Origin of the sequence: Micromonospora endolithica (assembly GCF_003626595.1) — a bacterium.
GTDB classification, from domain to species: domain Bacteria; phylum Actinomycetota; class Actinomycetes; order Mycobacteriales; family Micromonosporaceae; genus Micromonospora; species Micromonospora endolithica.
The window spans coordinates 229,407-254,289 of record NZ_RBAK01000003.1 but is presented as its reverse complement, the minus strand read 5'-3'; the positions used below and the strand labels follow the sequence as shown (position 1 = coordinate 254,289).

The window sequence follows — 24,883 nt, the reverse complement described above, 5'->3', positions numbered from 1 at the left end:
ACTGATCAGCGCGAAACCGCGCGGTAGGCGATGCCCGGACGGGATTCCTGTCCGGGCATCGTCCTGTCCGGGCGTCGCCGGTGGGAACGCCACCGCCGCCGCACGCGTCTGACCGCCATGCGCGCCACCAGAAGCCTGCTACCCGTCGTGGCCGCCCTCGCCCTCGCCACGGCGGCGAGCGGCTGCCAGGGCGTCGAGGAGGAACCCACCGTGTCCGGTCCGCAGAGCCCCGCCCCCACCCCGCCCGGAGGCACCGAACCGCCGGCCGGACCCACCGCCACCCCGCCCGCCGGATCCGTGGCGCCGTCCGGGCGTACCGGGCCGTCGCTGTCGCCGACCCGCCCGCCCACGCCCGGCCCGCCGACCGCGCTGCCCAGCCGGCCGACCGACCTGCGCCGGGTCAACGCGCTCGCCGGTCGGATCACCCGGGGCGGCGACGGGCCGTGCTACGGCCTGGTCACCGACGACGGCCGGGAGTACGCCCTGCACGGCGTCGGCAAGGGCAGCTTCGCCACCGGCACCTGGGTCCAGGTGACCATCGGGCCGGCCGATCCCGCCGCCGACTGCGGATCCGGCACCCCGGCGACCCTCGTGAAGATCGCCCCGATCGGCTGAGCCGCACCCGGCGCGATTCCGGCCACCCCACGCACCGGCGGAGCAGCCGGCCGGCACCGGGGTCCTAGGCTGTCGGCATGACCGAGCAGCACAGCGGCGCCGTCGACGAGTCCTGCGTTCTCACCGACGGGCCGTGGACGCACCGCTTCGTCGGCGCCAACGGCAGCCGCTTCCACATCGTGGAGGCCGGCACCGGGCCGATGGTGCTGTTCCTGCACGGCTTCCCGGAACACTGGTGGGCCTGGCACGAGATGCTGCCGGCCGTCGCCGACGCCGGCTTCCGCGCCGTCGCCGTCGACCTGCGCGGCTACGGCGCGAGCGACAAGCCCCCGCGGGGGTACGACGGCTACACCCTCGCCGCCGACGTGGCCGGCCTGATCCGCGCCCTCGGGGAACGGTCCGCCACGGTGGTCGGCGCCGGAGCCGGCGGCCTGATCGCCTGGACCGTCGCCTCGTTCCACCCGTCGTTGGTCCGCCGGCTGGTGGTGCTCGGCGCACCGCACCCGCTGCGACTGCGGGCGGCGATCTTCGCCGACCCGCGCGGGCAGTTCGCCGCCTCCACCCCGGCCCTGCGCTTCCAGCTACCCCGCTACGAGCACGTCCTCACCCGGGACGGCGCGGCGGCGGTGGAGGACATCCTGCGCCGCTGGAGCGGTCCGGGCTGGGCCGACACACCGGAGTTCGCCGCGTACGCGGAGCGCTGCCGCGAGGCGATGCGGATCCCCCAGGCCGCCTTCTGCGCCCTGGAGGGCTACCGCTGGGCGTTCCGGTCGGTTCTGCGCCTGCACGGCTACCGGTTCGTCCGGCTGATGCAGAAGCCGCTGATCACACCGACCCTGCAACTGCACGGCGCGCTCGACGTCGCCGCCCTGCCCCGCACCGCGCAGGGCTCCGGTCGCTACGTCGTGGCGCCGTACGAGTGGCGCCTGCTCGACGGGGTGGGGCACTTCCCGCACGTGGAGGCCCGGGACGTGGTGCTCGGCGAGATCCTCCGCTGGACGAAGTCCTGACCTACACCCGCTGTTCGCGCAGGTCGGCGACCTCCGCCGCGGGCGCCCACCCCTGGTAGACGCCGAAGTCGAACACCTCCAGGCCGAGCGCCTGGGCCACCGGCCAGCGTCCGCCGGTGTATTCCACCCGCAGCCAGCCGTCGTGCTCGGCGAGCACGATGAACGGCTGCCCCTGCCAGGTGCAGGTCGTCCGCACGTACGCCAGATCCTCCACCTCGGCCAGCGGCAGGACCCGCACGTGCCGGCCCGGACGTACCTCCTCGAAGCCGTCACCGGCCTCCGGCTGGTAGAGCCGCACGACCTCGCCGTCCGGGCTGGCCTGGTATTCCCGCCCGCGCCACCGGGCCACGTAACCGTCACGCATCACCGGCACCGACCTCCCGCCACAGCAGCGCGTCGGTGTCCAGGACGGCGACCACCCGTTCGGTGCCGTCCCCGCCGACCCGCCAGAGCTGCGCCCCGTGCGGCAGTCGCGCACTGTCCACCTTGAACTCCGCCACCACGTCGCTGCTCTCACCCGGCGCGAACCCGTTGCCCCGGAACGGCGGGCGCTCGATGACCCAGCCCTCCATGGCCCGCATGGCGACCTCGTTCTGCCCCCCGTACGGGATCCGGTAGAGGCTCGGCCGGTGTGCCGGCCACCGCAGCACGTAGATCTCCTCGGCGTCCCGGCGGAAGGGCGACTCCGGGTAGCCGAGGCCGAGGGCGTCGTACAACTCGGCCGGGGTGGTCAGGTGGGCCAGCTCACCGGCCCGGTGCACGAAACCGGACACCCGGTCGTAGCCACGTTCCAGGTAGTACGCGAGCTGACTGGGGGCGACCGCCTTCTGCATCACCACGGGCCGCAACGGATCCGGCGCGGACGGGGCGTACCGGGTGCGGGCGGCCGGTTCCTCCGCCGGTTGCGGCTCCGGCTCGCCGCCGGTGTCGGTGCCGAGCCCGACCTCCGCGGCCCAGTTGGCCAGGCCGACGATCTGCTCGCCGGGCAGCTTCGCCCCGACCGGCGTACCCGGGTTGACCACGAACGACCAGGACTCGTCCGGCCACCGGTGGATGAGCTGGACGAACTTGACCGGCAGTGTCTCGACCGGCGCGTCGGTGTGGTCGGCGAGCCGCTCCGGTGACGTGTAGACCACCACGAAGGTCTCGCCGTCCGTCTCCTCGGTGCGCCAGACGAAGCCCGGTTCGCCGGGCCGGCTGCCCTTGGCCGAGTCGGGCGTCACCGGCAGCAGCACCCGGGCCAGCAGCAGCGTGGAGAGGAACGTGTCGGTGCTGCCGGTGCCGGTCGCGTCGAGCAGATCCTCCTCGACCTCGTTGGCGGGCAGGAAATCCGCCGCGGCGGGAGACCCGGGCGCGTCGATGGTGGCTGCGGCGGCCGGGACGGGATCGCCCGCCGTGGGCGTCGCCACCCAGGTGGGGTCGGCCGTCGGATCCACCCGGTCCGAGCCGGTGCCGGTCAGCGGGCCGGACGGACGGGCGGGCGGGGTGAACAGGTCCACCGCCGGGTCCGCCGCCGGCGGCGGGCCATCCCGTCCCGGTGCGGCCGGCGTGGTGTCGTCTCTCGCCGCCGGTGACCCGGCAACGGGCGGCGCCGGTCGGTCGGCGGGCGTCCGGTCGAAGAGCGAGCCGGGCAGGTCCGGCATGTCGCTCGGCGGCGGGGCGACGACGCGGGACTCGATGATCGTGCCCTCGATCACGATCGGGGTGAAGCCGCGCCGCGGTGCGGGGGGCGCCGAAACCGGCTCGGCGGCCGAGGGGGGAAGCTCCTCGACCGGATCGGGCTCCGTCGGGGCCGGTTGGCGGCGGGGGAGCGCCTGCGTACGCTCCGCGTCGGACTCCGCCGGGCGTCCCGCGTACGCCTCGTGCCGGGTCGGGTCCGGGACCCGGATCGGCCGGGTCGGCTCCTCGTCTCCGGGCCGCGTGGACAGCGCCTGGGTGGCGTCGGCGTCCCGTCGCCGGAAGCCCCGTGGGACCTCCTCGACCGGCGGGGCCGGGGGCGGGGCGGCGGCGGGCGCGGTGCTGCGGAACGCCTCGGTCGGCACCTCACCCGGGTCGCTCGCCGGGCGGCGGCGCGGGAAGGGCTGGCTGCCGCCGGCGAAGCGGGACGGCGGTGCCGCCCGCTCGCCGGCGCGGGTCACCGGGTCCCGGAGTGCCGACCGGCCGGACGCGGGCTCGAAGAAGGAACGGTTCGGTCGCTCGCCGCCGTCCGGACCCGGCCGGCCCTCGGCCGTGGTGCGGGCGGTGTCGCCACCCCCGGGCGGCGTGGCCGGCCACGGCGTCACCGGACGAGCGGCGGCCGTGTCCGCCGGGCGGGTGGTCGGTGCGTACGGCGGTGGCGCCAGTCGTTGCCCGCCCACCGCGTCGACGCGCGCCGCACCGCCCGGCGAACGATCGGTGGCGGGCGGTGCGACCGGCGGTCGGGGCGTCGGCCGGAGGGCGGCGTCGACGCGTTCCGGCATCGGGGCGGGGACGGGGGCACCGTTGGCGCTCGCCGCCCGCCCCCGCGACCCGGTGCCCGGCCCGGCCGATCCGACGCCCGGCGCAGTCGATCCAGCGGCCGGCGCGGTTGGCGCGGCGGCCGGCACGGCTGGTGCGGCGGCGTCGCGGGCGGCCGAGGTGGCTCGGGCCCGGGCGAGCGTCTCCGCGCGTTCCAGGCGGGCCCGTGCGCCCAGGGTGCGGCCCGGCAGCCGGACGTCACCCCGGGAGAGCTGCGCGACGAACCACGCCGGCAGGTAGCCCTCGATCGGCAGGCCCGGGTTGACCGCCAGCCACCACTCCTGGTCGGGCCACTCCTCGGCCAGGTCCGGGTAAGGGACGCGGCGGCTGGTGCCGGCGTTCTCCCCGAGGCAGGACCGCATGGTGGCGGCCGACGTGAAGGCCAGCACGTGCGTGCGGCCACCGGTGGTCCAGGTGCCCCAGCCGGGCGGCGGCTGGCCGGGCAGGGCCGGTGCGGAGACCGGCAGGAAGAGGTCCGTACGGGCCAGGACGCGGAAGTAGAGCTGCTGGTCATTCGCGTGCAACGCGTCGCGCATCGCCGCCTCGGCCTCCGTGGCCGGCTCCCATTCGGTCACGGCCACCTCTCCTTCCGAGAACAGCCACAGGCATCGCGTACAACCTACAAGGTCAGATCAAGATCACAATGTTTGGCCGGGCGCGGGACGCCCGGTTCGCCCGAAGGCGATAACATCCCGTTCCGGAGTCGACACGATACGGAGGCGGTCGATGTCCCGGTCCCCCGCCCACACCGTTCTGGTGGTCCTCGCGACGGCCCTCGCGGCGGTCGTTGCGGCGCTTCCGCCCTCCGGTCCGGCCGGCGGCGCCGGGTCGAACCCCGCCACCCGGACCGGACCGACACCGGACCGCCCCACCCTGGCCGGCGGGCGGGCGCCGGGTTGCGCGACACCCCTCGCCCCGTCCCGTCCGGTCACCGGGACCCCCTGGGCCCAGCAGCGGTACGCACCGGAACGGCTGGCGCCGCTGGCCACCGGAGCCGGGGTGACCGTGGCGGTCGTCGACTCCGGCGTGGACCGGGCGCACCCGCAGCTCGCCGGGCGGGTCCTCACCGGCGACGACCTGCTCGACCCGGGCGGCGACGGCACCCGGGACTGCGCCGGCCACGGCACCGGGGTGGCGAGCATCATCGCGGCCGCGCCCCGCCCGGGGGTGGCCTTCCGGGGGCTGGCGCCGGACGCCCGGATCCTCCCGGTGCGCGTCAGCGAGCAGCAGGTGGTCGACGGCCGGGAGTCGGGGCGTACGGTCAGCGCCGGCGACTTCGCCCGCGCGATCCGCTGGGCGGTGGACCGGGGCGCCGACGTGCTGAACCTGTCCGTCGTCCTGTACGCCGACGATCCGGCCGTGCGGGCCGCGATCGCGCACGCGGTGGACCGGGACGTGGTGGTGGTCGCCGCGGCGGGCAACCTGCACGAGAACGGGAACCCCCGCCCCTTCCCGGCCGCGTACGACGGGGTGCTGGGCGTCGGCGCGATCGGGGCGGACGGGGTCCGCTCACCCTTCTCGCAGACCGGCCCGTACGTCGACCTGGTGGCCCCGGGAGGCGACGTGCTGATGGCCGCCCCCCGACAGGGTCACCTGCGCGCCGAGGGGACCTCCTACGCGGTGCCCTTCGTCGCCGGCACGGCGGCGCTGCTGCGGGAGTACCGGCCGGAGCTGAACGCCGCCCAGGTGGCCCAACGGATCGTGGCCAGCACCGACCCGGCGCCGGGCGACCGGGCGGGCGGCGCGTACGGCGTGGGGGTGCTGAACCCGTACCGGGCGATCACCGACGTCGGGGGCGGAGCGCCCGGCGGGTTGCGGCCGGCCGCCGCACTGGCCGACGACCGCGCCGATCCGGCCGTGCTGGCTCGGCAGGCGCGACGCGCGACGGCCCGGCACCGGGCGCTGGCGCTGGCCGGGATCAGCGGCGCGCTGGTCGCGACGGCGGTGCTGTTGGCGCTCGTGGTGCCGCGCGGCGCCCGCCGCCGCTGGCGACCGCCCGGGACGGCCGGAACCTGACCCGCCGGCCCGGCGGACCGCCCGGCTCAGCCGACCGCCCGGCTCGGCCGACCGCCCGGCTCGGCCGACCGCCCGGTTCAGCGGACCGCCCGGCCCGGTCTGTGCCCGGCCGTGGTGCCGGGACGGTGGCGCCGGCCGGAGGGCCGACGCCACCGTGGACGGACGTCACTGGAACAGGCCGGCGTTCCGCTTCTCCGTGTCCAGGTAGTCGTTCGCGGAGTCGCCGACCGCCAGCTTGATGTCGCGCAGCATGGCCTGGAGGTCCTGCGACACCGACCGCCAGCGGGCCTGCCGCTGCTCGTACGCCTGACGGGCCTCGCCCGACCAGCTCGCCACGAGCGGGGCGGCGTCCCGTTCGAGTTGCCCGAGCTGCGAGTCGAGCGTGTTCAACGCCTTCTGGATGTCCGCGCCGGCCTGTTGCAGCGCGGCGAAGTTGACGACCAGCACACCGTGGTCCATCGGATGGCTCCTCCCCCTGATCGGCGAACTACAACGGCAGCTGGATGCCGCCACGGTTGGTGGTGGACACCCGGCTGGCGGCCTCCGTGTCCGAGACGTCGTATTTCTGGCCTGCGGTGCGAATGGCGGTGGCGGTCTCCCGCAGGGCCCGTTGCAGCGCGGCCTGGTCCTGCCTCCACTGCTGCTTCACCTGCTCGAAGGAACGCCCACCGGCACCGCGCCAGGCCTGCTGCAACACCTCCAGCTCGGCCATGAGGCTGGTCAGCATGGACTGCAACGACTGGTCCACCTGCTCGAACTTGGCGGCGGTCTGCTGCATCACCGCCGCTTCTGCCTGGGTCTGGGACACCCGGACGTCACCTCGTCTCTCGGGTCGTGGCTGGCCGTCGACACACCCGCTCCGGGGGCGCGTCGCTCGCGCCGCCCGGAGGGTCGAGCACGGCGGGCGCGGGTCAGCGGAGTTCGTCGCTGACGGTAGCGGCCCGATGGCAGTTCTGCTACCCCCTCCACTCCCCTGTGGACAACCGGGGTTCCCGACCCGTCGGGGCGCACCACTACTATGAGCGGCAGCCGCGTCGCGGCGAGTGATCTCCAGGAGGCGCCGTGCCGGCCACCACGACGGACCTCCGGCGGTTGTCCACCGGCGACCGTCCGGACCGCCCGGGCCCAGGCCCCGGGCCCGGCGCGACCGAGTCACCGGCCGCCCGGCGGGGGACCACCCGCCCCCGGGGGCACCCGCGGGTGCGCGCCGGTCAGGTCGTCGCCGCCCAGGTGGCGGTCGCCGTCCCGGTGGCGGCCGTCGGTCGGGGCGCGCTGTCGATGGCCGTCGCGCTGGCGGTGGTCCTGGTGACCCTGCCACTGGCCTGGGGCCGGCTGCGCGGTCGCTGGCTCTTCGAGTGGCTCGGCGCGGGCCTGGGCTATCTGACCCGTCGCCGCGCCCTGCCGGCGGACGCCGGATCGGCGGCACTGCTCGGGCTGGTCGCGCCGGACGCGGTGGTGCGCCCGGTCGAGCTGGCCGGCGGGTCCGCCGCCGTCCTCGACGACGCCACCGGCATGGTCGCGGTGCTGGAGCTGGGCGATCCGGCCGACCTGCTCGGCGACGGCGCGCGCCCGCTGCCCCTCCCGGCGGCGCTGCTGCCGGCCGCCGGCCCCGACGGTCCACCGGTCCGGGTTCAGCTCCTGCTCACCGGGGCGCCCGCCCCCGCCGTCGAGGCGACCGGAGCGGTCGCCACGTCGTACCGACAGCTCACCGACGGCCGGCTGCCCGGCCGGGAGCGGGCGGTGCTCGCCGTCCGGGTGCTCCGGGTCGACGGCACGACGGCCGACGACCTGCGCCGCGCCCTCTCCGGCACGCTGCGGCGGATCATCCGCCGACTCGGGCCGGTCGGCGCCCGCCCGCTGGGCGAGCGGGCTGCGCTGCGGGTGCTGGGCGAACTGGCCCACCACGACCAGCGGGCGGCGCTGGAGTCCTGGCAGGCGGTACGCACCGGTGACCTGTTGCAGACCACCTTCCGGCTGCAGCACTGGCCGGAACCAGAGGCGGAGGGCAGTCGGCGGCTGGTGTCCCGGCTGCTCGCGTTGCCGGCCACCGCCACCACGGTGTCGCTCGACGCGGGGTCGCACCCGGGCGCCGACCCCGCGTCGGCACCGACCAGGCTGACCGTACGCGTGGCCGCCCGTACCCCGGCGGAGCTGGCGGCGGCAGCCGGTGCGCTGCGCCGCGTGGTGTCCGGCGCGGGCGGCGAGGTACGGCGACTCGACGGCGAGCAGCTGACCGGTCTGGCCGCCACCCTGCCACTGGCGTTGCCCGGCACCGGCCCGGCCGGTCCGGCCACGATGGAGGTGACGGTGGGCGAGGCCGGGCTGATGCTCGGCGCCAACCGGCACGGCGGCGCGGTGACCGTGCGGCTCTTCCGTCCGGAGGGCACCCGGATCATGCTGGTCGGTGGCGTACGCGCCGCCCAACTGATCGTCCTGCGGGCGATGGCACTCGGTGCCCGGGTGCTGGTGCAGACCGGCCGGCCCGGCGCCTGGGAGCCGTTCGTCCGGGGGGTCGGCGCGCCGGGCGGCATGATCCCGCTGCTCCCGCCGGGTCGACCGCTCGGTGACGAGGTCGGCTCGCCACTGCGCCCGCTGCTGGTGGTGGTCGACGTGGGGCCGACGCCAGCGGACCCCGCGCCCGGTCCGCCGTGGCGGGCCACCCTGCTGCTCCGCGACGAACTCACCGCCACCGACGCCGACGCGCTCGGCCGGGCCGACCTGGCGGTGCTGCAACCCCTCGACCCGGCCGAGGCCGCGCTGGCCGGCACCGCCCTCGGCCTCGGCGACTCCGCGGGCTGGCTGACCCGGATCCGGGAGGACATGGTGGCCGTGGTCAACCGTCGGGCGCTGCGCTGGGCGCTGGTCTCCCCCACCCCGATCGAGGCGCAACTGGTCGGCTACCCGGGCCGGCGATGAACCGGCGGGGGTTCCCCGGCCGATCGGTCCGTGGCAGCATCTTCCGCCATGGGTTTCCTGAAAGGGCTGCTGATCCGGCTGGCCACGACGGCGTTGGCCTTCTGGCTGGCGACGCTGCTGATCCCCGGCATCACCCTCGACTCGTCCTCCACCACCGAGACCGTCACCACGCTGGTCCTGGTCGCGGTCATCTTCGGGGTGGTCAACGCCGTCCTCCAACCGATCATCAAGACCGTCGGCTGCGGCTTCTACCTGCTCACCCTCGGGCTGATCGCGCTGGTCGTCAACGGCCTGCTGTTCCTGCTGACCAGTTGGATCGCCGGTGAGGCCGGGCTGCCCTTCCACGTGGACGGCTTCTGGCCGGCGGCGGTCCTGGGCGCGCTGTTCGTCGGCATCGTGACCTGGATCCTCGGCGCCATCCTGGACCGCGACTGACCGGCGGCCACATTCCGGGAATTGGCCGCCGGGCGGCCCGGGGGGCGGGACTAGCGTCGGAGCGGTGTTCACACTGACCCGCGACGACGGCCACCTGCTCAGCACCGATCCGGCCCGGCTCGACCTGGACCGGGTGCACCACTGGCTCTCCACCGACGCGTACTGGGCCCTCGGGCGGGACCGGGAGACGGTCGCACGCGCGTTCGCCGGCTCGATCGGCTACGGCGTCTACCGGCCCGGCGACGGTCGGCAGGTCGCGGTGGCCCGGGTGGTCACCGACGGGGTCACCTTCGCCTGGCTCTGCGACGTCTACGTGGAGCGGGCCGCGCGCGGCACCGGGCTGGGCACCTGGCTGGCCGGCGCGGTCCGCGACCACCTGGCCGACCTGGGCGTACGCCGGATCCTGCTGGCCACCAACGACGCGCACGGGGTGTACGCGAAGGTCGGCTTCATCCCGGTGCGGGCGGAGCGGTGGATGGAGCTGGACCAGCGGGTGAGGCCGGTCACCGGCAAGGAGCAGGAGGCGGGCTGGCCCCTTACGGTGGAGACGTGACGCCACTTCGTCTCGGCTACCTCTACGGCATCGGCGCGTACCTGCTCTGGGGCTTCTTCCCGCTCTACCTGAAGCTGCTGCGCCCGGCCGGAGCGGTGGAGATCCTGGCCCACCGGATCGTCTGGTCGGTGGTGTTCGTGGCGCTGGTGCTCGGCGCGCTGCGCAACGTCGGGTTCCTGCGGGCGCTGGCCCGCCGGCCGCGCACCCTGGCCGGGATCGGCGTGGCCGCCGTGCTGATCGCCTTCAACTGGGGCACCTACATCTACGGCGTCACCTCCGACCGGGTGGTGGAGACGGCGCTCGGCTACTTCATCAACCCGCTGGTGGTGGTGCTGCTCGGCGTCTTCGTGCTGCGGGAGCGGCTGCGGCCCGCCCAGTGGGCGGCGCTGGGCGTCGGTGGGCTCGCGGTGGCCGTGCTGACCGCCGACTACGGTCGGCCGCCCTGGCTGGCGCTGGTCCTCGCGTTCAGCTTCGCCGGGTACGGGCTGGTCAAGAAGACGCTCGGGCTGCCCGCCGCCGAGGGACTGTTCGTCGAGTCGGCGGTGCTGGCGCTGCCCGCGCTGGGATACCTGGGCTGGCTGACCGCCGACGGTGCCGCCACCTTCGGGCAGGTGTCCGCCGCGCACACCGCCCTGCTGGTGTCGGCCGGCGCGGCGACCGCGATCCCGTTGCTGCTCTTCGCCGGCGCGGCCAACCGGCTGCCGCTGACCAACCTCGGCATGATCCAGTACCTGGCGCCGATCCTCCAGCTCGGCTGCGGCGTGCTGATCTTCCACGAACCGATGCCCCCGGCCCGGCTGGCCGGCTTCGCCCTGGTCTGGCTGGCCCTGGCCATCTTCACCGCCGACGCGATCCGCTCCGCCCGCCAGACCCGCACCCGTACCCGCACCGCCGCCACCCACCCCGAACCCGTCACGTCGATCTAGGACCAGGACGGCGGCGCGGAGGGGGTGGGCGTCAGCGGACGTTGTGGGCCAGGACGGGGGTGTTGTCGGAGCGGAGCAACTCCAGGCGGACCAGTTCTCCCCGGGTGAACCGGGTGGCGCCGCTGATCCGCAGGTCGTCGCCGGGGGCGGCGAGCCACGAGCCGATCTGCTCCGTCGCGCCGTCCGGGCCGTGCGCCACCAGCCGGAAGGTGTACGCCCGGCCGTGGCCGGCCGTCGCGTCGTAACCGCAGCGCATCCGCACCTCGGTGCCCCACCTCGTGTCGTGCAGGCCGACCTCGGCGTGCACCGGCACCTCTCCGGCGACCGGCCGCATGGCCACCATCCGGATGTCGGAACCGGGCGGGACGGCCGCCGGCCGGGGCAGCAGGGCGGCCGTGCCGAAGCCGACGATCAGGGCCAGTGCGGCGGCGACCAGGGAGGTCAGCGCGTACTGGCGACGGGTCGCCGACCGCTCGCGACGCCGGCGCTCGCGGGCGGCGTCGAGCAGCGCGGGCACCCGGTCGGCCTCCGCCGGGGACGGCAGGAACTGCTCCAGGCCGGCCGGGTCGAGCCGTCCCAGCAGGCCGGGCAGCACAGCGATCTCGGCGACCGCCTGCCGGCAGTCGGGGCACCCGGCCAGGTGCCGCTCGTACGCCGCCCGCTCGGCGGGAGCCAGCGCGCCCAGCACGTACGCGCCGTCGTCGTAGGCGAACTCGCACCGGCTCATCCGGTCACCCCCATCTCGGCCAGGACCAACCGCAGCGAGCGCAGGGCGTAGTGCGTCCGGGACTTGACCGTCCCCGGTGGCACCCCCAGCCGCGCAGCCGCCTCGGCCACCGAACGCCCCTGGTAGAAGCACTCCACCAGGACCTCACGATGGGTGGGGCTGAGTCGGTTCAACGCCTCGGCGACGGTCCATGCCTCCACGGCGCGCTCCGCTTCGTCGACGGTGTCCGGCGGCTCGGGCAACTCGTCGGTGAAGACCTCGCCGACCCGGGTGGAACGGCGGCGCCAGGCGTCGATGGCCAGGTTGCGGGCGGTGGTGAAGAGCCAGGCGCGGACCGAGCCGCGTCGCGGGTCCAGCGACTCGGGATGCCGCCAGGCCCGCAGCAGCGTCTCCTGCACCAGGTCCTCGGCCCGCTGCCGGTCGGAGTTGACCAGGCGCAGGGCGTGCGCGTACAGCGCCTCCGCGTGCTCGTCGTGCAGGGCGCGCAGCAGTTGGGCGTCGTGGTCGCTGATGGCGGGTCTCCTCGCAGTCGGCGCGAGTCCGGCGGTGCCTTCGCAGGGACATACGTGCCGACGGCGTCGATCGGTTCAGCCGCAGCTCACCCGGTTGTTCCCGGCGAGCTGTTCATGCCCGGTTCACATCGACGCCGACGGCTGCTCACCGGCCCCTCCTAGCGTCCGGCGGGTACGCACGTCAGTTGCTGATCCGACGTGCGCCGAACCCATCCAGGAGGCTCCTCCACATGAGCGACCGTCCTCGGCTGCTCCCGCTGCTGGGCTCCACCCGCCACGGCAGCCGTGACGCCATGACCTGTCTCTACCGGTGCGGCAACGCCTGCGACCACCCGGTGCCGAACACCTCCGACAACGCCTACTTCGGCGACGTCGTCAGCACCGAGGTCTCCCGGCGCGGTGTCGTCCGGGCCGGCGCGGTCGGCGCGCTGGTCCTCGGCTTCGGTGGCGCGGCGGCCGGCGCGCTGGCCGGCGCCGCCCCCGCCGCCGCCGCCCCCGAGGTGCCCGCGGACCTCGACGCGCTCGCCGTCGGTCGGCCGGAGAAGGGCGTCGGCAACGGCGCGCTGACCTTCAAGCCGGTCCCGCCGAACACGCTGGACAGCTTCATCGTCCCCAACGGCTACGACCACGCCGTCGTCATCAAGTGGGGCGACCCGGTGGTGCCGGGCGCGCCCGAGTTCGACCTGCACCGGCAGAGCGCCGCCGCCCAGGCGAAGCAGTTCGGCTACAACAACGACTTCGTCGGGATCATCCCGCTCAACCGCAGGCGCGCGCTGCTCGTGGTCAACCACGAATACACCAACGAGAACCTGATGTTCCCCGGCTTCACCAGCCAGGACGCCCTGTCGGTCGAGCAGCTGAAGATCGCCATGGCCGCGCACGGCATGTCCGTCGTGGAGCTGGAGCGGGTCGGCGGCACCGGGCAGTGGCGGCCGGTCGACTCCGGCCGCCGCCCGTACAACCGGCGGGTCACCGCCAACACCACGAAGTTCGAGCTGACCGGCCCGGCCGCCGGCTCGGCCTGGCTGCGGACCGCCGCGGACCCGAAGGGTCGTACGGTCGTCGGCACGCTGAACAACTGCGCCGGTGGTGTCACCCCGTGGGGCACCGTGCTCTCCGGCGAGGAGAACTTCAACCAGTACTTCGTCGGCGGCGACGCCGCCCCGGAGGACGCCAAGCCGAAGCTGGCCCGGTACGGCATCAGCACCAGCGCCCGCTACCCGAGCGGCAGCCGCAAGTGGGAGCGCGCCGACGAGCGCTTCGACCTGGCCAAGCACCCGAACGAGGCGAACCGCCACGGCTGGATCGTGGAGATCGACCCGCTGGACCCGGAGAGCCGCCCGCGCAAGCACACCGCGCTCGGCCGGTTCAAGCACGAGGGCGCCAACGTGATCGTCGCGAAGAGCGGACACGTGGTGGCGTACATGGGTGACGACGAGCGGTTCGACTACCTCTACAAGTTCGTCTCCGACAAGAAGTTCATGAAGGGCAACTCCTGGGTCGCCCGCCGGCACAACCTGACCCTGCTGGAGTCCGGCACCCTCTACGTCGCGAAGCTGGGCTTCACCAGTGCCGGTGAGATCGACGGGTCGGGCAAGCTGCCCACCGACGGCGCGTTCAACGGCACCGGCCAGTGGATCAAGCTGGTCAGCGGCAACCGCTCGTACGTCGAGGGGATGACCGCCGCGGACGTCCTGACCTTCACCCGGCTGGCCGGCGACAAGGTCGGCGCGACCAAGATGGACCGCCCGGAGGACGTCGAGCCGAGCCTGCTCACCGGCAAGGTGTACGTGGCGTTGACCAACAACTCCGCGCGGGGCACCGGCAGCAACCCGAAGGCCGACGAGGCGAACCCCCGCAACGCCAACAAGCACGGCCAGATCCTGGAGCTGGTCGAGCACCGGGGCGACAACACCGCCGACACCTTCACCTGGTCGCTGCCGATCGTGGCCGGCGATCCGGCCGACCCGTCGACCTACTTCGCCGGGTACGACAAGGCCAAGGTCTCCCCGATCTCCTGCCCGGACAACGTCGCCTTCGACGCCACCGGCAACCTCTGGATCTCCACCGACGGCAACGCGCTGGGCAGCAACGACGGCCTCTTCGCGACCGCGGTCGAGGGCCCGGAGCGGGGTCACCTGAAGCAGTTCCTGACCGTGCCCGTCGGTGCCGAGGCCTGCGGTCCCTTCATCACCGGAGACAACCGCTCGGTCTTCGTGGCCGTGCAGCACCCCGGTGAGCTGGACGGGGCGTCGGTCGAGAACCCGGCGTCGAACTGGCCGGACGGCGACTACGCCAAGCCGGCCGTGGTGATCACCTGGCGGCTGGACGGCGCGCCGATCGGCAGCTGAGCATCCCACCAGGCGGTCCGGCGCTGGACCGCCCGGAAGGCCCCTCTCCCGGCCGGGGAGAGGGGCCTCTCCGTGTCCGTGGGTGGAGCTAGTTGTCGGCGGCGATGCTGTCGGCGATCGTCCGGGCGGCGGTGAGCAACTTCGCCCGGACCACCCGGGCGGAGGTCATCATCTCGCCGGCCGGGAGCGCGCACGCCAGCACCACCCGGCGTTCCATGTCCTTGTCCGGGCTGACCAGGACGGCGGCGCAGGCGACGCCCTGCCGGAACTGGCCCAGCTCCAACTGCATTCCGCGCCGGTCGCCGGCGGCCAGGTCGGTCTCGAACGCCTCGGCGGCGGTCAGGGTGGCGGAGGTGAACGGTCGCATCCCGTACTCGCGCAGGTAGCGGGCGCGCTGATCGGTGGTGAGGGTGGCGAGCAGCGCCTTGCCCAACGCGGTCGCGTGCGCGCCCTCGTCGAAGCCGGGGACCAGATCCTCCAGGTACGGCGACCGGTGCCCCTCGGCGACCGCCGTTATCGCCACCTGCCCGCCGACGAACCGGCCCAGGAAGTGGCTGTAACCGGTGTCCACCGCCGCCCGCCGCAGGCACTCACCCACCGCGGGCGGCCCACGGAACGCGGTGACCAGTTCGCGGTAGCGGTCCGCCACCTCCAGACCCACGATGTAGGTGCCGTCCTCCCGACGGATCACGTAACCCTCGTAGGCCAGGGTGCGGACGAGGTGGTAGGTGGTGGCCACGGTCAGCTCGCACCGCCGCGCGATCTGCTTGACGGTCAGCCCCTTCGGGGCGCGACCGACCGACTCGAGCACTCTTAGCGCACGGGACACGCTGCGGATCAGATCCGAGGGTTCCGCCAGGGGGTCGCGCACAACCACCTCCGCCACCGGGGACTTACACCATATGAAATACATGCCCGACGCGAAATGCCTCTTCGGGTGGAGGATGCCAGATCGTCGTCCACGGGTTGTGCTGCGACGGCCACCCAGGGTCGCCGGAGAAGTTCTCACGTAGGTTTACCGGACCATGACCGACACCGCCCTCCGGTCCGGCACCGGCACCGTCCGCCCCGTGCGTTCGGTCGCCGGCGCGGTCGCCGTGACCATCGCCTGCGTACTCCCGGTCTTCCTGGTCGGCGGCCTGGCCGTGCAGATGGGCGCGGACCTCGGCTTCTCCCCCGCCGGCCTGGGCCTGCTGGTGGCGGTCTACTTCGGGGTGAGCGCCCTGGCCTCGGTGCCCTCCGGGGCGCTGACCGAGCGGTACGGACCCGCCGTGATGGCCCGCACCGGCATCCTGCTCTCCACCGCGGCGATGCTCGCGGTGGCGACGCTGGCCCGGTCGTACGCGGTGCTGGTCGCGCTGCTGGCGCTCGCCGGTGCCGCCAACGCCCTCGGCCAGCTCGCCAGCAACGCCGCCCTGGCCCGGCACGTGCCCGCACGGCGGCAGGGGTTGTCGTTCGGGGTGAAGCAGGCGGCGATCCCGGTGTCGACGCTCCTGGCCGGCCTCGCGGTGCCCACCATCGCGCTGACCGTCGGCTGGCGCTGGGCCTTCGTGGCGGCCGCCGGGGCGGCCGCGTCGACGCTGTTCGCCGTACCGCCGCGGGAAACCGGGCTCGACCGCCCGGCCGCCGCCACCCGCGGTGGCCGCGCCACGGCGGCCCTGGTGGTCGTCGGGGTGGCCGCGTCGCTGGCCGCCGCCGCCGCGAACGCCCTCGGGACCTTCGTGGTCGACGCCGCGGTCGACCGGGGTCTGGCACCCGGGCTCGCCGGACTGACCCTCACCCTGGGCAGCGCGGTCTGCGTCGCGGCCCGGGTCGGCGGGGGGTGGCTCGCCGACCGGCGGGCCACCGGACACGTCGCGGTCATCGCCGGCATGCTGGTGGTCGGCGCGGCCGGTCTCGGACTGCTCGCGGTGGCCGGGCCGGTACCGCTGGTGGCGGGCGTCGTGCTCGGCTTCGGGCTGGGTTGGGCCTGGCCCGGCCTGATGACGTTCGCGGTGGTCCGGCTGCACCCGCAGGCACCGGCCGCCGCCACCTCGATCACCCAGACCGGGGTGTACGCGGGCGGTTGCCTCGGTCCACTGACCCTGGGCACGATCGCCGGCCACGCCGGCTACCCGGCGATGTGGGCGAGCGCCGCCGTCTCCATGCTCGCCGCGGCGGCCCTGATGCTCACCGCCGCCCACCTCCTCCGAACCCGCTGACCGCCCCGGCCACCCGGCGCCGACCCTGGTGCGGCGGTCGATCCGGGGATCGACCCTGGGAGGTCAGCTGGTGCGGTCGGCGATGTAGTCGCAGAGGGATTCGAGGGCACGGCGGGCCGGCACGTCGGGGAGGGGAACGAGCTGGGCGCGGGCGTCCTCGGCGTAGCTGCGGACGGTCTCCCGGGCCCGCTTCAACGCCGGGCTCTCCCGCAGCAGGCCGAGCGCCTCGGTGTGCAGGTCGTCGTCGGTGATCGGGCCGGTGGCCAGGATCTCCCGCAGGCGCACCGACGACGCGTCGGCGTCGTCGGAGGCGAGCGCGTAGAGCACCGGAAGGGTGGGCACGCCCTCCCGCAGGTCGGTGCCGGGCGTCTTGCCGGACTGCATCGACTCCGAGGCGATGTCGAGCAGGTCGTCGGAGAGCTGGAACGCCACGCCGATCGTCTCGCCGTAGCCGGCGAGCGCCTCGGTGTGCCCCGGCGCGGCCCCACCGAACATGCCGCCGAAGCGGAGCGAGGTGGCGATCAACGAGCCGGTCTTCTCCGCGATCACGTTCAGGTAGTGCGCCACCGGGTCCTCACCCGGGCGGGGGCCGACGGTCTCGGCGATCTGACCGTGCACCAGGCGGGCGAAGGTGCGGGCCTGCAGGCGTACGGCCTCGGTGCCCAGGTCTGCCGCGATGTCGGCGGCACGGGCGAACAGGTAGTCGCCGACCAGGATGGCGACCGAGTTGGTCCACCGGGAGTTGGCACTGGGTGCGCCGCGCCGCACGGCGGCCTCGTCCATCACGTCGTCGTGGTAGAGGGTGGCCAGGTGGGTGAGTTCCATCACCACGGCCGCCGGTACGACCAGCCGGCCGGCCGGATCGCCGAAATGGGCGCCCAGCGCCACCAGCAACGGGCGGAACCGCTTCCCGCCGGCCTCCAACAGGTGCCGGGCCGCCTCGGTGACGAACGGGTCGGCACTGAAGACGCTGGCCCGCAGTTCGTCCTCCACGGAGGTCAGCAGACCCAGCACGGACGCCTCGACGCGCGGGTCGGCGAGGTGCAGGCCGAGCGCGCCGAACTGACTCGTGCCCAACCGGTTCCGGCGACCGCCGGAGCCGGTGGCACCTGAACGCTCGCCAGCCGGATTCACCACGTCCTCAACCATGCCACACCCGTTCGACCAGCCCTTCCCCCGGGCGGGGGAAACGGCGCGGGGGCCGGCACGCCGTGGCGTACCGGCCCCCGCGACGGAGGAGCGTCGGTCATCGGACGAATTCGGCGGCACCGGTGGTCAGGTCCAGCAGCGGGCCCGGGACGACACCGAGGACCAGGGTGGCGATCACGCCGATCATCAGGGCCGCCGAGGTCAGCCCGCCCGGCACGGTGACCGTCGGGGTGGACTCGCCCGGCTCGGAGAGCCACATCAGCACCACGACCCGCAGGTACGGGAAGGCGAGCACCATGCTGGTCAGCACGCCGGCGATCACCAGCCACGCCTGCCCGCCGTCGAGCGCCGGACCGAACACCGCGACCTTGCTCATGAAGCCGCTGGTCAGCGGGATTCCGGCGAACGCGAGCAGGATGAAGGTGAACACACCCGCGTAGAACGGCGACCGGCGACCCAGCCCGGCCCAGCGGGACAGGTGGGTGGCCTCCCCGTCGGCGTCCCGGACCAGCGTCACCACGGCGAACGCGGCGAGCACCGAGAAGCCGTACGCGACCAGGTAGAACATCGTGCCCGAGATGCCCTCGGAGTTCGGCGCGAGGACGCCGACCAGCAGATAACCGGCGTTGGCGATCGACGAGTAGGCGAGCAGCCGCTTGATGTCGGTCTGGGTGACCGCGAGGACCGCGCCGATCAGCATGGTCAGCACCGCGACCACGCCGAGCACCGGGGTGAAGTCCCAGCGGGCCCCGTCGAAGGCCACGTGGAAGACCCGCAGCAGGGCACCGAAGGCGGCGACCTTGGTGCAGGCGGCCATGAAGCCGGTGACCGGCGTCGGCGCGCCCTGGTAGACGTCCGGCGTCCACACGTGGAACGGCGCGGCGGCGGCCTTGAACAGCAGGCCGATGGAGAGCAGCGCCATGCCCCCGAAGAGCAGCACCGGGCTGGCCGGGGACTCGGCGACGGCGGCGTTCACGGTGGCGAAGTCCACGCCGGCCGGGCGGCCGGGAGTGCCGGCGGTGAAGCCGTAGATCAGCGCCACCCCGAACAGGAAGAACGCCGAGGCGTACGCGCCGAGCAGGAAGTACTTCATCGCCGCCTCCTGGCTCAGCAGGCGGCGGCGACGGGCCAGCGCGCAGAGCAGGTAGAGCGGGAGCGAGAAGACCTCCAGCGCGATGAACATGGTCAGCAGGTCGTTCGCCGCCACGAAGATCAGCATGCCGCCGATCGCGAAGGTGGTCAGCGGGTAGACCTCGGTCGTCCCGTTCTGCGCCTCGGCCTGCCGGCGGTCCTCGGCTGATTCGGCGGTGACCGCGGCCTGGGCCACGAAGTAGCCGCCCCGCTCCACCGTGCGATCACCGATCAGCAGCAGCGCCATCGCGGCGAGCACCAGGATCGCGCCCTGGAGGAAGAGGGTCGGCCCGTCGACCGCGATCGCCCCGCCGATGGTGATCAGCCGGTCGTCGGCGCCCAGCACCACGAAGGTCAGCGCGGCCAGCACCGCCAGCAGGGCCAGCGAGAGCTGGACGAGGTGCCGGTGCCGCCGGGGCACGAACGCCTCGACCAGGACGCCCAGCAACGCGGCGCCCAACATGATCAACGTCGGGGCGAGCGCCCCGTAGTCGATCGAGGGGAGTTGCAGCTCGTTCACTGTGCCGGCCTTTCGTTCGCGCCTGCGGGGCTCGTAAGCTCACTCCTCGCGCTCACCGGCTGGCCTCCTGCACGTTGCCGACCGACGGGGCCGGATCAGTCCGGTCGATGTCCTGCATGGTCGCCTGCACGGCCGGGTTGATCACGTCGATGACTGGCTTCGGGTAGAAGCCGAGCAGCACGATCAGCGCGATCAGCGGGGCGACCACGACCTTCTCGCGCAGGTTGAGGTCCCGGCGCATCCCCTCGACCTCCGTCAACGCCGGGTTGAGCGTGCCCTGCGTGGTCCGCTGCACCATCCACAGCACGTACGCGGCGGCCAGGACGATGCCGAGCGTGGCGATCACCGCGACCGGCTTGTTCACCGTGAACGTGCCGATCAGCACCAGGAACTCGGAGACGAACGGTGCCGTGCCGGGCAGTGCCAGCGAGGCCAGGCCGGCGAAGAAGAGCACCCCGGCCAGGACCGGCACCAGCTTGCCCGCGCCACCGAAGTCGCTGATCAGGGCGGAGCCACGCCGCGCGATCAGCATGCCCACCACCAGGAAGAGCAGGCCGGTGGCGAGACCGTGGTTGACCATGTAGAGCACCGCGCCGGTGCCCGCCTGGGTGGTGAAGGCGAAGATCCCGACGCCGATGAACCCGAAGTGCGCGATCGAGGTGTACGACACCAGCCGCTTGAGGTCGTTCTGACCGACCGCCAGCAACGCGGCGTAGATGATGCCGATCACGCCCAACGCCAGCGCCCACGGCGCGAACCACTTCGCCGCGTCCGGGAACAGCGGCAGGCAGTAGCGCAGGATGCCGAACGTGCCGACCTTGTCCAGGACCCCGACCAGCAGCGCGGCCGCGCCGGCCGGAGCCGCGCCACCGGCGTCCGGCAGCCAGGTGTGGAACGGGAAGAACGGCGCCTTGATCGCGAAGGCGAGGAAGAAGCCGAGGAACAGCCAGCGCTCGGTGCCGGTGGTGATGTCCACCTGCGACAGCGCCTGCCAGTCGAAGGTCTTCCCACCGACCACCCACAGGCCGATCACGGCGGCGAGCATGAACAGGCCGCCGACCAGCGAGTAGAGGAAGAACTTCACCGCCGCGTACTGCCGCTGGTGGCCGCCGTAGCTGCCGATGAGGAAGTACATCGGCACGAGCATGACCTCGAAGAACACGTAGAACAGGAAGACGTCGGCGGCGGCGAAGACGCCGATCATCGTGCACTCGAGGACCAGCAGCAGCGCGAAGTAGACCGGCACCGACCGCTTCGAGGCGTCGGCGTCGTGCCAGCTGGCCAGGATGACCAGCGGCACCAGCACCGCGATCAGCATCAACATGACCAGCGCGATGCCGTCGGCGGCGAAGGTGAAGTTGACGCCCCAGTTCGGGATCCACGGGTAGGACTCGCGGAACTGGAACCGGTCACCGCCGGTCTGCCAGGTCACCCACATGACCGCCGACAGCGCCAGCACCAGCACCGACCAGCCGAGCGCCACCTGCTTGGCCAGCTCGGGGCGGCTGCGCGGCAGGAAGACCACCACCAGGGCACCGACCAGCGGCGCCACGGTGAGCACCGAGAGGAACGGAAAGTCGGACATTATGCGGCCTTACCTCCGTCGTGGATGCGCGGTCCGCCGACGACGGCCGCCTGGAAGACCTCGATCACGCGAGCCACCCCGCCTCGACGGCCAGGAAGGCCGCCACCACCAGCAGTGCGCCGGCCAGGATCGAGGTGGCGTACGACCGGACGAAACCGGTCTGCAACCGCCGGAGCCGGCCGGACCCACCGCCGACACCGGCCGCCAGCCCGTTGACCAGCCCGTCCACGCCCCGGTTGTCGAGGTAGACCAGCGCCCGGGTGAGGAAGATGCCGGGCTTCTCGAAGATCGCCTCGTTGACGGCGTCGGTGTAGAGGTTGCGTCGGGCCGCGGTGACCAGGATCCCCGCCGGCTGCGGCGCGGTGGCCGTACCGGCGCGGAACAGGAACCACGCCAGACCGGCACCGGCCACGGTGATCAGCAGCGAGAGCGCGGTGATCACGGCGTGCGAGAGGACCGCCTCGTGCGGCTCCTCCTGCGCGCCCAGGCCGGCGGTCGCCTCCAGCCAGTCGGGCACTGAGGTGGACAGCAGGAAGCCGGCGCCGACCGAGCCGATCGCCAGCAGGACCAGCGGGATGGTCATCAGCGCGGGCGACTCGTGCGGGTGCTCGATGTCCTCGGTCCACCGCTTCGGGCCGTGGAAGGTGAGGACGAACAACCGGGTCATGTAGAAGGCGGTCAGCCCCGCGCCGAGCAGCGCGGCACCGCCGAAGAGCCAGGCGGTCCAGTCCTCCCGCTCGAAGGCGGCCACGATGATCGGCTCCTTGGAGAAGAAGCCGGAGAACGGGAACATGCCGATGATGGCGAGCCAGCCCATCATGAAGGTGATCCAGGTGATCTTCATGTACTTCGACAGCCCGCCGAAGCGGCGGATGTCCACCTGGTCCTTCATGCCGTGCATGACCGAGCCGGCGCCGAGGAACATGTTGGCCTTGAAGAACCCGTGCGCCAGCAGGTGCACGATCGCCAGCGCGTACGCCGCGCCGCCCAGGCCGACACCGAGGAACATGTAGCCGATCTGGCTGACGGTCGACCAGGCCAGCACCCGCTTGATGTCGTCCTTGGCGGCGCCGATGACGCAGCCGATCAGCAGGGTCAGCGCGCCGACGCTCACCACCACGAGCTGGAGCGTGGTGTTCGCCGAGAAGATCGGGTTGGAGCGGGCGATCAGGTAGACGCCGGCGGTGACCATGGTGGCCGCGTGGATGAGCGCCGACACGGGGGTCGGGCCCTCCATCGCGTCCGGCAGCCAGGCCTGGAGCGGGAACTGGCCGGACTTGCCGGCCGCGCCGAGCAGCAGCAGCAGGCCGAGCACCAGCACCGTGGTCGCGGTCAGCCCGCCGACGCCGGTGAAGACCTCGTCGTACTGGGTGGTGCCCAGGGTGGCGAACATGATGAAGATGCCGATCGCCAGGCCGGCGTCGCCGACCCGGTTCATCAGGAACGCCTTCTTGCCGGCCGTCGCGGCGCTCGGCCGGTCGGACCAGAAGGAGATCAGCAGGTACGACGCCAGACCGACGCCCTCCCAGCCGAAGTAGAGCATCACGTAGTTGTTGCCGAGCACCAGCAACAGCATCGCGGCGACGAACAGGTTGAAGTACGCGAAGAACCGCCGCCGCCCGGCGTCGTGCGCCATGTACTCCACCGCGTACAGGTGGATGAGGAAACCCACCCCGGTGATCAGCAGAACGAAGACCCCGGCGAGCGGGTCGAAGAGCAGACCGAAGTCCACCCGCAGGTCGCCGACGGTGATGAAGTCCCAGAGGCTCAGCTCGACGGACTTGTTCTCCAGCCCGCGCAGCTGGAGGAAGTAGGTCAGGCCGAGCACGAACGCGGCGCCGATGGCCGCCACCCCGAGCCAGTGCCCCCAGCGGTCGGCGCGCCGGCCGAGCAGGAGCAGGACCGCCGCGCTGAGCAGCGGGATCGCCACCAGCAACCAGACGCCGCCCAGGAGCCCGTCCGCCGTCGCGTACGTGACGGTCCCGGTCGGCTCGGCCGGGGCGTTCGCAAGAATGTGCACCACCGCAGGCCCCTCTAGTACTTCAGCAGGTTGGCGTCGTCGACGCTGGCAGAGCGCCGGGTCCGGAAGATCGACATGATGATGGCGAGACCGACCACGACCTCGGCCGCGGCCACCACCATCACGAAGAACGCCATGATCTGACCGTTGAGGTCACCGTTGATCCGGCTGAAGGTGACCAGCGTCAGGTTGGCGGCGTTGAGCATCAGCTCGACGCACATGAACAGCACGATCGCGTTGCGCCGGACGAGCACGCCGGCCGCGCCGATGGTGAACAGCACGGCGGCCAACACCAGGTAGTAGTCGGGTGTCACTTGTCCGTCCCCTTCAGGGAGGTCTCCTGCGCGGTCAGCTCCCGCACCGGCAGGATGTCCGAGGTGCCGCGGTCGGTCAGCCGGCCGTCGGGCAGGCGGGCCGGCGTGGCCACCGAGGACGAGGTGGCGAAAACGCCCGGGCCGGGCTTCGGGCCGGGGTAGTTGCCGGGGGCGAACCGCGCCTTCATGGTGGCGATCTGGTCCATCCGGTCCTCCTTGCGCCGCTCGATGTGCGCCAGCACCATCGCGCCGACCGCGGCGGTGATGAGCAGGGCCGAGGTCAGCTCGAAGGCGAGCACGTACTTGGTGAAGAGCAACCGCGCGATGCCCTGCACGTTGCCCTCGGCGTTGGCCTGCTCCAGGCCGACCGCCGCGCTGCCCTGCAGGCCGCGCCACAGACCGCCGCCGACCAGGCCGGCGAAGCCGAGTCCCAGCACGATCGCCGCGACCCGCTGGCCCCGCAGGGTCTCGATCAGCGAGTCGGAGGCGTCCCGGCCGACCAGCATCAGCACGAACAGGAACAGCATCATGATGGCGCCGGTGTAGACGATGATCTGCACCATGCCGATGAACGGCCCGGCCTGGAGCACGTAGAACACGCCCAGGCAGAGCATGGTCAGCACCAGCCAGAGGGCCGAGTGCACGGCGTTGCGGGCGGCGATCATCCCGATCGCGCCGAGCAGCGCCAGCGGGGCGAGGATCCAGAAGGTGACCTCCTCACCGCCGGACACCTCGCCCGCCGCGGCGAGCAACGTGGACGTGGTCATGCGTCGTCTCCCTTGGCGGCGGCGGCCCGCTGGGCCTGCTGCTCGGCACCGGGGAAGGTCACCCCGGGATGCTCCTCGACCTGGTAGTGGCCGGGGCCCATCGGGGACCGCTCCGCGCCGGCCGACGTGCCCGGGTTGGTCAGCGAACCGACGTAGTAGTCCTTCTCGCTGTCACCCAGGCGCATCGGGTGCGGCGGCTGCTCCATGCCGGGCAGCAGCGGCGCGAGCAGCTGCTCCTTGGTGAAGATCAGGTCCTGTCGGTTGTCCCGGGCCAGCTCGTACTCGTTGCTCATGGTCAGCGAGCGGGTCGGGCAGGCCTCGATGCACAGCCCGCAGAAGATGCACCGGGCGTAGTTGATCTGGTAGATGCTGGCGTACCGCTCCCCCGGGGAGAAACGCTGCTCCTCGGAGTTGTCGCCACCCTCCACGTAGATCGCGTCCGCCGGGCAGGCCCACGCGCACAGCTCGCAGCCGATGCACTTCTCCAGCCCGTCCGGGTGCCGGTTGAGGATGTGCCGCCCGTGGTAGCGCGGCGCCGACACCGGCGGCTTGAACGGGTAGTCGGTGGTGACGACCTTCCTGAACATGTGCGAGAAGGTGACACCGAATCCCTTGAACGTTCCGGTGATCGCGCCCACG

At 73.2% G+C, this 24,883-nt stretch carries 23 protein-coding genes; 9 read left to right on the top strand and 14 right to left on the bottom strand.

What is annotated here, in order from left to right:
* Positions 1-117 precede the first annotated feature (117 nt).
* Both D7223_RS10390 and D7223_RS10385 read left to right on the top strand, forming a co-directional pair.
* Positions 118-615 carry a hypothetical protein gene (locus tag D7223_RS10390; protein ID WP_120727573.1) on the top strand — a complete coding sequence of 166 codons (498 nt, stop codon included), beginning with the start codon at positions 118-120 and terminating at the stop codon, positions 613-615.
* A 77-nt stretch (positions 616-692) separates the two neighbouring features.
* Positions 693-1,625, top strand: a complete 933-nt coding sequence (locus D7223_RS10385; protein WP_120727571.1) for an alpha/beta fold hydrolase — start codon at positions 693-695, stop codon at positions 1,623-1,625.
* A gap of 1 nt (position 1,626) precedes the next feature.
* On the opposite strand, the gene D7223_RS10380 is transcribed toward D7223_RS10385, so the two are convergent.
* A complete protein-coding gene (locus tag D7223_RS10380) occupies positions 1,627-1,992 on the bottom strand; it encodes a hypothetical protein (RefSeq protein WP_120728162.1) in 366 nt (121 codons plus the stop codon).
* Entirely contained in the window at positions 1,982-4,696 is a 2,715-nt protein-coding gene (locus tag D7223_RS10375; RefSeq protein WP_120728160.1) for an SseB family protein, read from the bottom strand. The genes D7223_RS10380 and D7223_RS10375 overlap by 11 nt, the downstream gene beginning before the upstream one ends.
* Before the next feature lie 151 nt (positions 4,697-4,847).
* Here D7223_RS10375 and mycP point away from each other — a divergent pair, with 151 nt between their 5' ends.
* Complete coding sequence (gene mycP, locus D7223_RS10370; protein WP_120727569.1) at positions 4,848-6,137, top strand: type VII secretion-associated serine protease mycosin; 1,290 nt, start codon at positions 4,848-4,850, stop codon at positions 6,135-6,137.
* 165 nt (positions 6,138-6,302) lie between these two features.
* Here mycP and D7223_RS10365 read toward each other — a convergent pair whose 3' ends face one another.
* Together D7223_RS10365 and D7223_RS10360 are read right to left on the bottom strand one after the other, a co-directional pair.
* Positions 6,303-6,596 carry a WXG100 family type VII secretion target gene (locus D7223_RS10365; RefSeq protein WP_120727567.1) on the bottom strand — a complete coding sequence of 98 codons (294 nt, stop codon included), beginning with the start codon at positions 6,594-6,596 and terminating at the stop codon, positions 6,303-6,305.
* A 28-nt stretch (positions 6,597-6,624) separates the two neighbouring features.
* Positions 6,625-6,945 (bottom strand): WXG100 family type VII secretion target, encoded by a 321-nt coding sequence (locus D7223_RS10360; RefSeq protein ID WP_120727565.1) that lies wholly within the window; start codon positions 6,943-6,945, stop codon positions 6,625-6,627.
* Positions 6,946-7,199: 254 nt separating this feature from the next.
* On the opposite strand from D7223_RS10360, the gene eccE reads away from it, so the two are divergent.
* The 4 genes from eccE (at position 7,200) to rarD (ending at position 10,967) form a co-directional block, all read left to right on the top strand.
* On the top strand, positions 7,200-9,053 hold the full coding sequence (gene eccE / locus D7223_RS10355) for a type VII secretion protein EccE (RefSeq protein ID WP_186832294.1): 1,854 nt from the start codon (positions 7,200-7,202) through the stop codon (positions 9,051-9,053).
* Between the two features lie 48 nt (positions 9,054-9,101).
* On the top strand, positions 9,102-9,488 hold the full coding sequence (locus tag D7223_RS10350; protein WP_120727563.1) for a phage holin family protein: 387 nt from the start codon (positions 9,102-9,104) through the stop codon (positions 9,486-9,488).
* 64 nt (positions 9,489-9,552) lie between these two features.
* Complete coding sequence (locus D7223_RS10345) at positions 9,553-10,041, top strand: GNAT family N-acetyltransferase (protein WP_120727561.1); 489 nt, start codon at positions 9,553-9,555, stop codon at positions 10,039-10,041.
* Positions 10,038-10,967 carry an EamA family transporter RarD gene (gene rarD, locus D7223_RS10340; protein WP_120727558.1) on the top strand — a complete coding sequence of 310 codons (930 nt, stop codon included), beginning with the start codon at positions 10,038-10,040 and terminating at the stop codon, positions 10,965-10,967. The genes D7223_RS10345 and rarD overlap by 4 nt, the downstream gene beginning before the upstream one ends.
* 31 nt (positions 10,968-10,998) lie before the next feature.
* Here the strand turns inward: rarD and D7223_RS10335 are convergent, their stop codons facing one another.
* Together D7223_RS10335 and D7223_RS10330 are read right to left on the bottom strand one after the other, a co-directional pair.
* Positions 10,999-11,694 carry a zf-HC2 domain-containing protein gene (locus D7223_RS10335; protein ID WP_120727556.1) on the bottom strand — a complete coding sequence of 232 codons (696 nt, stop codon included), beginning with the start codon at positions 11,692-11,694 and terminating at the stop codon, positions 10,999-11,001.
* Positions 11,691-12,185 carry a sigma-70 family RNA polymerase sigma factor gene (locus tag D7223_RS10330; RefSeq protein WP_238161836.1) on the bottom strand — a complete coding sequence of 165 codons (495 nt, stop codon included), beginning with the start codon at positions 12,183-12,185 and terminating at the stop codon, positions 11,691-11,693. Before D7223_RS10330 ends, D7223_RS10335 begins: the two co-directional genes overlap by 4 nt.
* 251 nt (positions 12,186-12,436) lie before the next feature.
* Between D7223_RS10330 and D7223_RS10325 the strand changes: the two genes are divergently transcribed.
* A complete protein-coding gene (locus D7223_RS10325) occupies positions 12,437-14,557 on the top strand; it encodes a PhoX family protein (RefSeq protein ID WP_120727552.1) in 2,121 nt (706 codons plus the stop codon).
* Between the two features lie 88 nt (positions 14,558-14,645).
* On the opposite strand, the gene D7223_RS10320 is transcribed toward D7223_RS10325, so the two are convergent.
* Entirely contained in the window at positions 14,646-15,428 is a 783-nt protein-coding gene (locus D7223_RS10320) for an IclR family transcriptional regulator (protein ID WP_120727550.1), read from the bottom strand.
* A gap of 154 nt (positions 15,429-15,582) precedes the next feature.
* On the opposite strand from D7223_RS10320, the gene D7223_RS10315 reads away from it, so the two are divergent.
* Positions 15,583-16,758: an MFS transporter gene (locus D7223_RS10315; RefSeq protein ID WP_120727548.1), complete on the top strand. Its 1,176-nt coding sequence runs from the start codon at positions 15,583-15,585 to the stop codon at positions 16,756-16,758.
* A gap of 63 nt (positions 16,759-16,821) precedes the next feature.
* Here the strand turns inward: D7223_RS10315 and D7223_RS10310 are convergent, their stop codons facing one another.
* The 7 genes from D7223_RS10310 to nuoI all read right to left on the bottom strand — a co-directional run bounded on the left by D7223_RS10310 (position 16,822) and on the right by nuoI (position 24,882).
* Complete coding sequence (locus D7223_RS10310; RefSeq protein ID WP_120727546.1) at positions 16,822-17,907, bottom strand: polyprenyl synthetase family protein; 1,086 nt, start codon at positions 17,905-17,907, stop codon at positions 16,822-16,824.
* A gap of 97 nt (positions 17,908-18,004) precedes the next feature.
* Positions 18,005-19,558: an NADH-quinone oxidoreductase subunit NuoN gene (gene nuoN, locus D7223_RS10305; RefSeq protein ID WP_120727544.1), complete on the bottom strand. Its 1,554-nt coding sequence runs from the start codon at positions 19,556-19,558 to the stop codon at positions 18,005-18,007.
* 52 nt (positions 19,559-19,610) lie between these two features.
* Positions 19,611-21,143: an NADH-quinone oxidoreductase subunit M gene (locus tag D7223_RS10300; protein ID WP_120727542.1), complete on the bottom strand. Its 1,533-nt coding sequence runs from the start codon at positions 21,141-21,143 to the stop codon at positions 19,611-19,613.
* A 64-nt stretch (positions 21,144-21,207) separates the two neighbouring features.
* Positions 21,208-23,163, bottom strand: a complete 1,956-nt coding sequence (gene nuoL, locus D7223_RS10295; protein WP_120728156.1) for an NADH-quinone oxidoreductase subunit L — start codon at positions 23,161-23,163, stop codon at positions 21,208-21,210.
* Positions 23,164-23,177: 14 nt separating this feature from the next.
* Positions 23,178-23,477 carry an NADH-quinone oxidoreductase subunit NuoK gene (gene nuoK, locus D7223_RS10290; protein ID WP_030486270.1) on the bottom strand — a complete coding sequence of 100 codons (300 nt, stop codon included), beginning with the start codon at positions 23,475-23,477 and terminating at the stop codon, positions 23,178-23,180.
* Positions 23,474-24,244, bottom strand: coding sequence for an NADH-quinone oxidoreductase subunit J (locus tag D7223_RS10285; RefSeq protein ID WP_120727540.1), 771 nt, complete (start codon positions 24,242-24,244; stop codon positions 23,474-23,476). Before D7223_RS10285 ends, nuoK begins: the two co-directional genes overlap by 4 nt.
* Positions 24,241-24,882, bottom strand: coding sequence for an NADH-quinone oxidoreductase subunit NuoI (nuoI, locus tag D7223_RS10280; RefSeq protein WP_120727538.1), 642 nt, complete (start codon positions 24,880-24,882; stop codon positions 24,241-24,243). The genes D7223_RS10285 and nuoI overlap by 4 nt, the downstream gene beginning before the upstream one ends.
* Position 24,883 lies beyond the last annotated feature (1 nt).

What these genes read in the sequence shown, in the direction of transcription:
- D7223_RS10310 (WP_120727546.1), bottom strand. Translation starts at nt 17,907, where the DNA reads ATGGTTGAGGACGTGGTGAATCCGGCTGGCGAGCGTTCAGGTGCCACC.
- D7223_RS10285 (WP_120727540.1), bottom strand. Translation starts at nt 24,244, where the DNA reads ATGACCACGTCCACGTTGCTCGCCGCGGCGGGCGAGGTGTCCGGCGGT.
- D7223_RS10365 (WP_120727567.1), bottom strand. Translation starts at nt 6,596, where the DNA reads ATGGACCACGGTGTGCTGGTCGTCAACTTCGCCGCGCTGCAACAGGCC.
- D7223_RS10350 (WP_120727563.1), top strand. Translation starts at nt 9,102, where the DNA reads ATGGGTTTCCTGAAAGGGCTGCTGATCCGGCTGGCCACGACGGCGTTG.
- D7223_RS10335 (WP_120727556.1), bottom strand. Translation starts at nt 11,694, where the DNA reads ATGAGCCGGTGCGAGTTCGCCTACGACGACGGCGCGTACGTGCTGGGC.
- D7223_RS10385 (WP_120727571.1), top strand. Translation starts at nt 693, where the DNA reads ATGACCGAGCAGCACAGCGGCGCCGTCGACGAGTCCTGCGTTCTCACC.
- mycP (WP_120727569.1), top strand. Translation starts at nt 4,848, where the DNA reads ATGTCCCGGTCCCCCGCCCACACCGTTCTGGTGGTCCTCGCGACGGCC.
- D7223_RS10300 (WP_120727542.1), bottom strand. Translation starts at nt 21,143, where the DNA reads ATGTCCGACTTTCCGTTCCTCTCGGTGCTCACCGTGGCGCCGCTGGTC.
- D7223_RS10315 (WP_120727548.1), top strand. Translation starts at nt 15,583, where the DNA reads ATGACCGACACCGCCCTCCGGTCCGGCACCGGCACCGTCCGCCCCGTG.
- D7223_RS10390 (WP_120727573.1), top strand. Translation starts at nt 118, where the DNA reads ATGCGCGCCACCAGAAGCCTGCTACCCGTCGTGGCCGCCCTCGCCCTC.
- D7223_RS10325 (WP_120727552.1), top strand. Translation starts at nt 12,437, where the DNA reads ATGAGCGACCGTCCTCGGCTGCTCCCGCTGCTGGGCTCCACCCGCCAC.